The following is an 11,113-nucleotide window of genomic DNA, read 5'->3' on the forward strand; positions in this document are numbered from 1 at the left end:
GCTCCTCCGCACGCTCCACCATCGACCTGCGCGCCGCGACCCGGCCGTCGGTGGTCAAGTGCGGCTCCCGCCGAGACATCGTCCTCGTCAACCGCAAGTACGCCTCCCGCAACCGCTACTCCAGCAACTGCACCACCATCAGGGCCAGCCGCTAGGGCACGGACGGGATCCGTCGTCCCGCGGTCGCGGGGCGGCGGCACCGGGCACCCGTCGCCGCACGCCGGCGACACCCACGCAGCACCGCGCACCCGCTCCGGCGGGTGCGCCTCGTTCCGGTGGCGGGCCCTCCTCCGAGGGTCCCCGCCGCGGCGGGCCCCGCAGCGCCGCGGGCGCACGCCACACGGGGCGTACGGCGCGTGCGGACCTCGCCGGGATCGCGTAGCGTGCGCCCTGCATGAGCAGCGAGCCCGATCCCGTCCCCACGCACGAGCCGTCCGTCCCCCTGCACGTCGACCAGCTGCTCGAGCAGCGCTCGGTGGCCGCAGGGGTGGAGGCGCTGGCGCGGCGCAACGCCCACCACCTCGCCGACATGGACGACGCCGAGCGCGAGGACGCCCGGGTGCTCTGGTCCGAGATGGTCGCCGAGATCCTCGGCTCCGTCCGCGACACCCTCGGTGGCCGCGTCGTCAAGGACGGCCCGGGTCGGGCCGTGATCATCCTCTCCGACCACCCGCAGGAGCCCGGCGAGGTCCAGGCGGAGGCCATCTTCTCGCCGCAGATCGAGGAGGTCCCCGGCCCCGACGGCGAGAACCAGGTCGTCGCCACCTTCGCGCAGGTCCTCGGGATGCAGGTCGCCGACCTCCTCCCGCAGCTCGCCGAGCAGATGGCCGCCGACGTCGACGACGAGGACAACCCGTCGATCGGCGCGAACGACTGAGGCTCCCGGCGGGACCGCGCCGCCCGCTCCGGGCGGCGCCCCGCGCGACGCTCGCGTAGCGTCCGCGCGGTGCTGATCCTCGTCCCGCCCTCGGAGGGCAAGACCGCGCCCCCGACGGGCGCGCCGCTGACCCTCGACGCCCTCTCGCACCCGGAGCTCGGGCCGGTCCGCAGCACCGTCCTGGCCGCGCTGGAGGACCTGTCGCGCGGCGACGAGGAGCGGGCGCTGGCCGAGCTGCACCTCGGTCCCCGCAGCCGCGAGGACCTGCAGGCCAACCGCGTCCTGCGCACCGCCCCGGCCGCCCCCGCCGCCGAGGTCTACACCGGCGTCCTCTTCGACCGGCTCGGCCTGGGCTCCCTGCCGGCGGCGGCACGCCGCCGTGCCGAGGAGCACGTCCTCATCGTCAGCGCCCTCTGGGGCGTGCTGCGCCCGTCGGACCGGATCCCGGCCTACCGCTGCCCCGCGGGCGCCCGGCTGCCCGGGCAGGACAGCGCGCGGCGGACGTGGGCCGAGCCGCTCGCCCGGGCGCTGCCGGCGGACCAGCTCGTCGTCGACCTGCGCTCGGGGCCCTACCGCGAGCTGTGGCGCGGACCCGCCGACGCGCCCACCGTCCTCGTCGGCGTGGTGCGCGAGTCCGGCGGCCGGCGGACCGTCGTCAGCCACGACGCGAAGGCCACCCGTGGAGCGATCGGCCGCGCGCTCCTGCGCGACCGGGGGATCTGGTCCGGGAACGAGTCCCCGAAGCGGGTGGCCCGCCGGATCGAGGCCGCGGGGTTCACCGTCGAACTCGAACCGGCCGGACGACCGGGCACGTTCGAGCTGACGGTCGTCGAACGGGTCGACTGACGCCGCACGGACCTGTCACGGCCCGCCCGGAGCGCGCGGCTCAGGCGTCGGGCAGGGGACGCAGCTGCGCCTCGAACGCCTCGTCGGCCAGCCGCAGCAGCGCGCTCTCCGTCCCGGCGTCGTCGTCCGCCACCACGCCGAGCGAGATCGCCAGCGCCTGGGCCTGCACGAGCAGCAGCCGGGCGATCGACAGCGGGTCGCCGGTGCGGATCGAGCCGTCGTCCTGCCCGCGCCGGACGCCGTTCTCCAGCAGCGTCAGCATCACGCGCTGCGAGACGCCGGTGCGCGCCGTGATGTACGGCAGGAGGAACTCGGGGTCGACGTCGAGGATCTTGCGGAACAGCTCGTCGGCGCGCATCGCCCGGCAGCCCTCGACCAGCGTGCCGGCGAGACGCGCCCGCGCGGTCGGCCGCTCCACCACGGCGCGGCTCGCCTCGAGCACCGCGCGCCCGAAGTCCAGCGTCATCAGGTCGCGCAGCACCGTCTCGACGTCGGGGTAGTGCCGGTAGAGCGTCGTGCGCGACACGTCGGCGCGGCGCGCCACGTCGCTCATCGTCACGCGGGAGATGCCGCGGTCCAGCACGCACCCGCGCGCGGCCTCGAGGAGCCTCACGGCCACCTCCGGGCGGTCCAGGAGCGCCCGGACGACGGTCTCGGGGTCCCCTTCGGGGCGCGTCTCGTACTCCGGGGCCTTCATCGCCCTGCATCATGCCCGGCCGGGGCGCGGACGGCGAGCCCGGTCCTCGGCGGCCGCCGCGCACGGGACGACGATCCGCCCCCGGCGACCGCCGCGCGCGGGACGGCGACCGCCCTCGGCCGCCGCCTCCCGCAGGGCGACGATCGTCCGAGCGGCCGCCTCGGGCAGGACCACGATCGCCTCAGCGGCCGCCGCGGGCAGGACGCCGATCGTCCGCGGCGTCCAGCGCCCGCTCGGCGGCCGGGACCGCCGCGGCACGGACGGCGGGCCGCAGGCCCAGGCGCGTCCGGCGGTCGAGCAGGTCCTCGACGGTCCGGGCGCCCTCGTGCCGGACCGCCCACGTGAGCTCGGCCCGCAGGACGTCCTCGCCGGGGACGACGGGGAGGCCGAGCTCGGGCGTCTCGGCCGCCAGGGCCGCGACCGCCGGGGCCTGGGTCCCGTGGCGGTCCACGAGCCGGCCGGGGACGCGCAGCATCCGCAGCACCGGCACGGGCGCCGCGCCGACGAGCGGGACGTCGGTCGTCCGGCACGGTCCCGCGTCCAGGCCGCTCCCCGCCACGGCCAGGTCCACGGCGTCCTGCGCCATCCGCCGGTAGGTCGTCAGCTTGCCGCCCGTGACCGTCACGGCCCCGGACGCGGCGCGCCGGACGACGTGGTGGCGGGAGAGGTCGGCCGTGCGGCCCTCCGCGCCCTCCCCCGCGCCGGCCACCAGCGGCCGCAGACCGGCGAACGCGCCGACGACGTCGTCCCGCCCCAGCGGGCGACGGAACGCCGCCGAGCCGCCACGCAGCAGGGCATCGACCTCGGCGTCGGTCGGGACGGGGACGTCGGGGACCGGGCCGTCCACCGGCTCGTCCGTCAGGCCCAGGAGGACGGTGCCGTCCGGGCGTGGGATCGCGAGCAGGAACCGCCCGAACGAGCCCGGGACCGGGATCGAGAGCTGGGCGCCCAGGGGGCCGCCCAGCGCTCCCGGGGCCAGCACGAGGTGCGTCCCGCGGCTCGGGCGCAGGCGCACGCCGGCGTCGAGGCCGCCGGCCCACGCGCCGGTCGCGTTGACGACCGCGCGAGGGGTCAGGTGCAGCGCCTCGCCCGTCGCGTCGTCGACGAGCTCGACGTCGCCCGGCGCGGCCCGCCGCACGGTCGCGCCGGTGAGGATCCGCGCGCCGGCGGCCGCCGCCGTGCGGGCGACCGCGACCACGAGCCGGGCGTCGTCCTCGAGCTGGCCGTCCCAGGCGAGGAGGGCACCGGACGGGCCGAGGGGCGCCATCCCGGGGACCAGGCGCGCCGCCTCCGCCGCACCGATCCGGCGGCTGCGGGGCAGCACCCCCGAGGGCGTCCGGGCGACGCCGCGCAGGACGTCCCCGAGGACCAGGCCGACGCGGGTGGCCAGCGCCTCGGCCCGGCGCCGGGGGACCGGCCCGTCGGCCGCGGGATCGAGGGGGACCACGTAGGGCAGCGACCGCACGAGGTGCGGGGCCGTCCGGGTCATCAGGACGTGCCGCTCCCGGGCGGACTCCAGCGCGAGGCCCACGTCGCCGGACGCGAGGTAGCGCAGGCCGCCGTGGACGAGCTTGCTCGACCAGCGACTGGTGCCCGCGGCCAGGTCGTGGCGCTCGACGAGCACCGTCCGGAGGCCGCGGCTCGCGGCGTCCAGGGCCACACCGGCGCCCGTGATGCCCCCGCCGACGACGAGCAGGTCGACCGGAGCGCCCGCCCCGAGCTCCTCGAGGTCGCGGCGGCGGCGGGCGACGTTCAGGGAACCGGGCACCGGGCGGGTCACCGACCCACCGTATCGCACAGGTTGACAATAGTTGTGCAACTGTTCACCAATGGTCGATCCGTCGCCACCCGGTCCCGTCGAGCACCCCGCCGCCGCGCTCCCGCGCGACGACTTCCCGATGTCCTGGTCGGGCTGGGCCGACCCGGCGCGGTCCGCGGCGCCGGACGAGAGCGTCCTCGCCCTGGTCCGCGGCGCGTTCGGGCTGACGGGCGAGGTGGTCGCCGCCCCGCCCGCACCCGAGGACGTGGTCCTCCCGCCCGTGGCGCTGCCCGACGACGCGCTCGACGCGCTGCGGGGTCTGGTGGGCGACGCCCACGTGCTCGTCGACCACGACGCACGCCTGCGCCACGCCGCGGGCAAGAGCACGCTCGACCTGCTCGACGCCCGGTCCGGCGCCCTGCGGCGGGCGCCGGACGCCGTCGTCGTCCCCGCGGGCCCGGAGGAGGTACAGTCGGTGGTCGAGCGGTGCGCCGAGCTGCGCGTCGCCGTGGTCCCGTTCGGTGGTGGGACGAGCGTCGTCGGCGGGCTGCGGGCCGAGGCCGGGGCCCAGCGGGGCGTGGTCGCGCTCGACCTGCGCCGCCTGGACCGGCTCGTCGCCGTGTCCCCCGTGGACCGCACCGCCACGCTGCAGGCCGGCCTGCTGCTGCCGCAGGCCGACGCGCTCCTGCGCCCGCACGGCCTGCACCTGGGGCACCTGCCGCAGTCCTACGAGCGCGCCTCGGTCGGCGGCTGCGCGGCCACGCGCTCCAGCGGCCAGGCGTCCTCGGGCCACGGCCGGTTCGACGCGATGGTGCTCGGCCTGCGGGCCGCCACCCCGTCGGGGGAGCTGCGGGTCGCCGACCGCCCGCCGAACGCCGCGGGCCCCGACCTGAAGGGCCTGCTGCTGGGCAGCGAGGGCGTGCTCGGCGTGCTCACCGAGGTCACCGTCCGCGTGCAGCCGCTGCCCGGGGCGGAGCGCTACGAGGGGTGGACCCTGCCGTCGTTCGCCGCCGGGACGGCCGCCCTGCGCGACCTCGCGCGCTCCGGCGAGCGGCCGACGGTGCTGCGGATGTCCGACGAGGTCGAGACCGCCATGAGACTGGCGACGATCACGCAGGACGGCGCGGGTGCCGAGGACCCCGGTCCCGGGTCGTGCCTCGTGGTCGTCGGCTGGGAGGGCGAGGACCGGGCCGCGGTCGACGGTCGTGCCGAGCGGGCGGCCGTCCTGCTGCGGCGGCACGGCGGGGTGGCCCGAGGGGAGGCTCCCGGCGAGGCGTGGCGGGGCGGGCGCTTCGATGCGCCGTACCTGCGGGACGGCCTGCTGGACCGCGGGGTGCTCGTCGAGACGCTCGAGACCGCGACGCTGTGGTCGCGCCTGGAGGACTTGCGCTCCGGGGTCACCGCCGCGGTGCAGGCGGCGCTCGGCGGCGAGGACGCCGCGCCGGTGGTGGTCATGGGCCACGTCAGCCACGTCTACGCCGAGGGTGCCTCGCTCTATCTGACCGTCGTCGCGGCCGGCGGCGCCGATCCGGCCGCGACCGGTGCGCGCTGGTCGACCGCCAAGCGGGCCGCGGGGGACGTGATCGCCGCGCGCGGGGCCTCCATCACCCACCACCACGCGGTCGGGACCGACCACGCCCCGTGGATGCGCGACGAGATCGGTGAGCTGGGCGTCTCCGTCCTGCGGGCCGTGAAGGCGCACCTGGACCCCGTCGGCGTCATGAACCCCGGGAAGCTGCTCCCATCCCGACCGACCGCTCAGGGATGCTTGCCGGAGTCGTGACGCGCCGCACCCTGACCCTCGCCCTGCTCGTCCTCGCCGCGGTGCTCGTCGGCGCCGCCGTCGGCCTGCTCTCCGTCACCGACCGCCCGTCGTGGGCAGGTCTCCTCGGAGGACTCGTCGGCCTGCTCCTCGGGGGCGGGGGCGTCGCCCTGGCCCTCCGGAGCTCGAAGGCCCTGACCGACGGCGCCGACGCCCAGCGCGTGGCGGGCCTGCCGCTGGTCGCGCACGTCCCGCCCCCGGCCGCCGGGGAGGACGACCGGCGCCGTGCCGACGAGGCGTTCCGGATGCTGCGGGCCGCCCTCGTGCCCGCGCCGGGGGCTCCCGCGGGGACCCACCTCTCCGTCGTCGTGACCTCCGCCGCGCCCGGCGAGGGCAAGACCACGGTGGCCGCCGGCCTGTCGCGCGCGCTCTCGCGCGCCGGTCGACCCGTCGTCGCCGTCGAGGCCGACCTGCGCCGTCCGGCGCTGGCCGCCGCGCTCGGCGTCCCGTCACCCCCCGCACGCGGCCTGACCGCCGCGATCGTCGGCGGGGTCCCCGTCGCCGAGCTGCTCGTCGAGGTCTCCCCCGGCCTGCGCCTGCTGCCAGCGGGCGAGCTGCCGCCGAACGCCCCCGAGCTGCTGGGCAGCGCCGACGCCGCCCGGGTGCTCGCCGAGCTCGACGCGCTCGGGGTGGACGTGGTCCTCGACACCGCGCCGCTCCTGCCGGTCGCAGACACCCGCGAGCTGCTCGTGCACGCCCCGACGCACCGGGTCGTCCTCGTCGCGCGCCCGGGGGTGGCGGACCGGGGCGAGCTGCGCTCCGCCGTCGATCTGCTGCCCGGGTCGGAGCGGACCATCCTCGCCGTGTCCGGACGCTCCCCCGCCCCGCGCAGCTACGACCGCTACCTCCGCGAGGGCGAGCGGGCGTAGGGTCGCCGCCCGACCGCGGTCAGTCGGTCATGGCCCGCGCGAGGACCTCGTCGGGGTCGGCCACCCCGTAGACGGAGCGCAGGCGATCCCGGACGTCGCTGGGGATCACCCCGCCCGCCAGCAGCTCCCGGGCGACCAGGACGGCGCTGGGCCGGACGGGACGGGACGCGGGCGCCGCCGGTCCGACGGGCCGCTGCGGACGCCGCTGCGCGATGCCCATCGAGGCCGCCGTGCGGACGCCGGTCGACGCGACGCCGGGCCGGGGGGCGGCGGGAGCTCCCGCCGGGGGTGTCGGGTCGTCGGTCGGAGGAGCGGGTGCCCGGTCCACCGGTGTCGCGGGCCGATCGGTCCCCGGGGACGAGGGGTCGTCGTGCCGGGCGGGCGTGGGAGCGACGTCGGGCGGGACCAGAGGCGCGCCGGCCGCCGGGGACGCGCCGTCCCCGCCGTCCGCGGAGGCGGACGTGTCGGCCGCCGGGGAGGCGGGGCCGTCGTCCATGGAAGGGGACGTGCCGGCCGCCGGGGAGGCGGGACCGTCGTCCGTGGACCCGGAGGCCGGGTCCTCGTCCGTCCGGGCCGTGGCGGCCGCGGCCCACGAGGCCGGCGGGGCCGGCCACGGCGACGCGGACGCTCCCACCCAGGGGTTCGACGACGGTTCGGACGTCGGCTCGGCGGCCGGCCCCGGTGCCGGGGCGCCCGTCGAGGTCGGGTCGTCGGCGCGCGGCGCGGTCCGGTCGTCCGCGACGGGAGGCGCGGTCCGGTCGTCCTCGACGGGCGACGGAGGGGCGTCCGCGTCCGTCCGGGACGCGGCCTCGACCTCGGCGTCCGCCGGGGGCCCCGCCTCGACGTCCGCGTCCACGATCCCCACCGGCTCGAGGCGCGGCGTCCGCCGCACGATCGCTCCCGCGATGCCGGGCGGGACGGCTCCGGCGGAGGGGGTCGACGGGGTGGACGCGGGACGTCCGGGCGTGCCCATCCGGGACGGCCAGACCGGCGAGGCCGGGGACGCCCCCGGGGGCGTCGGCACGGACGCGGCGCCGTCGTCCTCGCGCTCGGGGGCCGTGTCCCGGGCGGCGTCGTCGGCCCACGGGCCGTCCGCCACGGCCGTGGCGCCGACGGTGTCCGGGTCCTCGTCGGCGGGGTCGGGGTCGGCGGGATCGGCCCAGGCGTCAGCGGACTCGGTGGCCGATGCGTCGGCGTCCGCGTCCGCCTCGGCGTCGGCGTCGGTCCGAGATGTGTCGGTCGATCCTGCGTCGGCCGGAGGGGGGTCGATGGCGGCGTCGGCGTCGGCGTCGGTCCGAGATGCGTCGGTCGACGCGGCGTCGGCCGAAGGGGAGTCGGCGTCGGCGGTCCGCGTCGCGTCGGTCGACGCGGCGTCGGCCGGGGAGGGATCGAAGGTCTCGACGTCGGGCGACGGGGCGCCGGCCGACGCGGCGCCGACGACGGACGGGGCACCGTCGGGCTCGGACCCCTCGGCCTCCGGCGCCGCGGTCTCCGGCGCCTGGGACTCCGGCTGCACGGGCACCGGGTCCCAGACCCGCGAGGGAGCCCCCGAGTCGAGCCAGGACCGGCCCGGTCGCGCCGGCGGCGGCGCGGGCGCGAGGGAGGGCGTCGGCGTCGGCTCGGTCGTGGGCGTGGGCGTGGGCGTCGGCGCGGTCGTGGGCGTGGGCGTGGGCGTGGGCGTGGGCCTCGAGGCGGACCGGATCGAGGCGACGAGTCCGAGGAGGCCGTCGACGCGTCCCTGGAGCGCGTCGATGCGTGCGACGAGCGGCGCGCCGGATCCGGGCGTCCCGATGACCGAGGAGAGCGGTCGGGCCTCGCGCGCCGTCGGGTCGCCGTCACCTCCGCGTGCCCCCGGCGCTCCGGTGGCACGCTCGCCGTCGGTGCCGGCGGTCGCCTCGGGCGCGGACCGCTCGTGGGTCCCGGGGTCCGTCCCCGGACCGGGCTGGTCCGCGGACGGAGAGGCCGTCGCGTCCCCGCCGCGCCCGTGGCCCGGGTCGGGGTCGGCCCCGTCGGCGGGCGTCCCGGTCTCGTCCTGCACCGTGGGTTCGTCGTCCGCCCGGGCCACGGGCGCGGGCGCGTTCACACCGACCGGACCAGGCGCCCCGTCGAACGCGGTGGGGCGGGGGGCACCCGACGTCGGAGGCACGGTGGGCGGCGCGTCGGAAGGCGGCGCATCGGTGGGCGGCGCGTCGGAGGGCGGCGCGGCCTCCGTCGTGGTCGTGCCGGGAGCGCCGACCACCTCGTCCGACGGCGGCCGGACGGTCCGCTTCTTCGAGCCCTTCCCCTTGCGCCCCTTCTTCTTCGGGGGCTTCTCGCCCTTCGCGGTCTTGCCGCTCTTCGCGGCGCCCTTCCCGGGCTTCTGCGGATCGCCGGGGCCGATGATCATCGCCGCGGAGCTCCGGGGGACGTGCGTCGGGGGGACGAGCCTGGACGGGAGGGGGACATGCGTCGAGCCCATCCTCGCACGCACGCCGTACCCTTGCCAGATGCCGCCGATCTGGTTCTGGATGCAGGTCGTGCTCGTCGCCTGCGTGCTCGTCAGCATCGTGATCGCCGGGTTCAAGCTCTGGGCGTGACCCGGCTCCCATGCGGGCTCCGGGGCCTGTGCGATGATCGGCCCGCTGCCCTGCGGACACCGTTCGCCGCGGCCAGCGCCTCGTCTCCCAACCGTGCAGGAGTGCCGTGTTCAGCTCGATCGTGGTCGGAACCGACGGTTCCGACACCGCCAACCAGGCCGTGACGGAGGCCATCGAGATCGCCAAGGCCGTGGGCGCCCGTCTCGAGATCGTCTCCGCCTACGAGCCCGTCTCCTCAAGCCGGCTCCGCGAGGAGGCCAAGCAGGCCCCCGCCGACGTCGAGTGGATGGTCAACGAGCGCGCCGACGTCGAGTCCACGCTCGACGCCGCCCGGCAGCGCGCGAACGCCGCGGGCGTCGAGGACGTCCGCACCTACGCCCGCCAGGGCGACCCGGCCGACGCCATCCTCGACGTCGCCGAGGAGTTCGGCGGCGACCTGATCGTCGTCGGCAACAAGGGCATGACGGGCGCCAAGCGCTTCCTGCTGGGCTCCGTCCCGAACAAGATCAGCCACCACGCCCCGAGCTCGGTGCTGATCGTCCGCACCACCTAGTCCCGGTCCCGGGTCCGGCGTCCCGGCCGCGCACGCGGGACGTCGCCGGGACCACCGGGGCCGCCCGCCCCGGGGTGGGATGATCGGCGGGTGAGCTCCCCCGTCGATCGCGCAGCCGGCACCCCTCCCGGCCAGGACGAGGACTGGATGCGCCTGGCCATCGCCGAGGCGCACGAGGCCGAGCGTCACGGCGACGTGCCGATCGGCGCCGTCGTCGTCGGCCGCGACGGCACCGTCCTGGGCCGCGGGCGCAACGAGCGCGAGCGCGACGCGGACCCCACCGCCCACGCCGAGATCCTCGCGCTGCGCCGGGCCGCCGCCGCCCTGGGCTCGTGGCGCGTCCTCGACGCGACCCTCTACGTGACGCTCGAGCCGTGCTCGATGTGCGCCGGTGCCGTGGTCCTCTCGCGCATCCCGCGGGTCGTCTTCGGCTGCACCGACCCGAAGGCCGGGGCGTGCGGCAGCGTGCTGGACATCACCGCCCAGCCGGCGCTGAACCACCGGCCCGTCGTCGAGGGCGGGGTCCTCGGCGACGAGTGCTCGGCGCTCCTGCGGACGTTCTTCGCGGCCCGTCGGCGTCCCAGGCCCGAGCGTGCCGCGATGGACGCGCGGGACCCGCGGGGCGATGCACCCCGGCCGCAGCACTGACGCCTCCGCCGAGAGGCCTCCCGGGCGTGGCGGCACGGCGGCCCACGCGCGGCGGCGCGGGCCGTACCGGAGCGGCGGGCCGGTAGCGTTCCCGGCGTGCCGCCGCCGAATCCGCTCAAGCCGATCCAGGAGGCCCTCGAGCGGGTCCTCCACGAGAGCGGGCTGCACGACTTCGGGCGCAGCATGTCCAGCATCGACGACCTCACGGCCGAGGTGCAGCACGTCTACCAGCGCGTCGACGACATCGAGCGGGTGCTCGAGACGATCGTGCCGATCCTCGAGCGGCTCACGGTCGTCTTCGAGGACATCCAGTCCGACCTGCAGCCGATGAGCGAGCTGGCCTCGAAGATCCCCGGGTCCGGCTCGCGCCGCCGGCGACGCGAGCAGGAGGCCGGTCGCATCGGGACCGGCGCCGGGGCGCCGGCCGTCCCGACGACCGCGCTCGCCGGCACGGCGGCCGCGCACG

10 protein-coding genes are annotated in these 11,113 nt (G+C 77.9%); 7 read left to right on the forward strand and 3 right to left on the reverse strand.

Annotation, left to right across the window (positions count from 1 at the left end):
* The first annotated feature begins 394 nt into the window (after positions 1-394).
* Both Q7T67_RS18090 and Q7T67_RS18095 read left to right on the forward strand, forming a co-directional pair.
* Positions 395-877, forward strand: a complete 483-nt coding sequence (locus Q7T67_RS18090) for a hypothetical protein (RefSeq protein WP_304793049.1) — start codon at positions 395-397, stop codon at positions 875-877.
* A 69-nt stretch (positions 878-946) separates the two neighbouring features.
* Positions 947-1,723, forward strand: coding sequence for a YaaA family protein (locus tag Q7T67_RS18095; RefSeq protein ID WP_304793052.1), 777 nt, complete (start codon positions 947-949; stop codon positions 1,721-1,723).
* Between the two features lie 40 nt (positions 1,724-1,763).
* Here the strand turns inward: Q7T67_RS18095 and Q7T67_RS18100 are convergent, their stop codons facing one another.
* Entirely contained in the window at positions 1,764-2,420 is a 657-nt protein-coding gene (locus Q7T67_RS18100) for a TetR/AcrR family transcriptional regulator (RefSeq protein WP_304793055.1), read from the reverse strand.
* 181 nt (positions 2,421-2,601) lie between these two features.
* Positions 2,602-4,200: a glycerol-3-phosphate dehydrogenase/oxidase gene (locus Q7T67_RS18105; RefSeq protein WP_304793058.1), complete on the reverse strand. Its 1,599-nt coding sequence runs from the start codon at positions 4,198-4,200 to the stop codon at positions 2,602-2,604.
* A 49-nt stretch (positions 4,201-4,249) separates the two neighbouring features.
* On the opposite strand from Q7T67_RS18105, the gene Q7T67_RS18110 reads away from it, so the two are divergent.
* Both Q7T67_RS18110 and Q7T67_RS18115 read left to right on the forward strand, forming a co-directional pair.
* Positions 4,250-5,962 carry an FAD-binding oxidoreductase gene (locus Q7T67_RS18110; RefSeq protein ID WP_304793061.1) on the forward strand — a complete coding sequence of 571 codons (1,713 nt, stop codon included), beginning with the start codon at positions 4,250-4,252 and terminating at the stop codon, positions 5,960-5,962.
* Positions 5,959-6,870 (forward strand): CpsD/CapB family tyrosine-protein kinase, encoded by a 912-nt coding sequence (locus tag Q7T67_RS18115; protein WP_304793064.1) that lies wholly within the window; start codon positions 5,959-5,961, stop codon positions 6,868-6,870. Before Q7T67_RS18110 ends, Q7T67_RS18115 begins: the two co-directional genes overlap by 4 nt.
* A 19-nt stretch (positions 6,871-6,889) precedes the next feature.
* On the opposite strand, the gene Q7T67_RS18120 is transcribed toward Q7T67_RS18115, so the two are convergent.
* Positions 6,890-9,256 (reverse strand): hypothetical protein, encoded by a 2,367-nt coding sequence (locus Q7T67_RS18120; RefSeq protein WP_304793068.1) that lies wholly within the window; start codon positions 9,254-9,256, stop codon positions 6,890-6,892.
* Between the two features lie 296 nt (positions 9,257-9,552).
* Here Q7T67_RS18120 and Q7T67_RS18125 point away from each other — a divergent pair, with 296 nt between their 5' ends.
* The 3 genes from Q7T67_RS18125 to Q7T67_RS18135 form a co-directional block, all read left to right on the forward strand.
* Positions 9,553-9,999, forward strand: a complete 447-nt coding sequence (locus tag Q7T67_RS18125; RefSeq protein WP_304793071.1) for a universal stress protein — start codon at positions 9,553-9,555, stop codon at positions 9,997-9,999.
* Between the two features lie 147 nt (positions 10,000-10,146).
* Positions 10,147-10,647 carry a tRNA adenosine(34) deaminase TadA gene (gene tadA, locus Q7T67_RS18130; protein ID WP_370695422.1) on the forward strand — a complete coding sequence of 167 codons (501 nt, stop codon included), beginning with the start codon at positions 10,147-10,149 and terminating at the stop codon, positions 10,645-10,647.
* 96 nt (positions 10,648-10,743) lie between these two features.
* A partial coding sequence (locus tag Q7T67_RS18135; RefSeq protein ID WP_304793077.1) for a hypothetical protein occupies positions 10,744-11,113 on the forward strand: 370 nt, incomplete at its 3' end.

Source organism: Patulibacter sp. (genome assembly GCF_030655195.1).
Lineage (GTDB): Bacteria > Actinomycetota > Thermoleophilia > Solirubrobacterales > Solirubrobacteraceae > Patulibacter.

Coding starts and splice junctions, on each gene's coding strand:
- Q7T67_RS18090 (WP_304793049.1), top strand. CDS start 395: ATGAGCAGCGAGCCCGATCCCGTCCCCACGCACGAGCCGTCCGTCCCC.
- tadA (WP_370695422.1), top strand. CDS start 10,147: ATGCGCCTGGCCATCGCCGAGGCGCACGAGGCCGAGCGTCACGGCGAC.
- Q7T67_RS18100 (WP_304793055.1), bottom strand. CDS start 2,420: ATGAAGGCCCCGGAGTACGAGACGCGCCCCGAAGGGGACCCCGAGACC.
- Q7T67_RS18120 (WP_304793068.1), bottom strand. CDS start 9,256: ATGATCATCGGCCCCGGCGATCCGCAGAAGCCCGGGAAGGGCGCCGCG.
- Q7T67_RS18110 (WP_304793061.1), top strand. CDS start 4,250: ATGGTCGATCCGTCGCCACCCGGTCCCGTCGAGCACCCCGCCGCCGCG.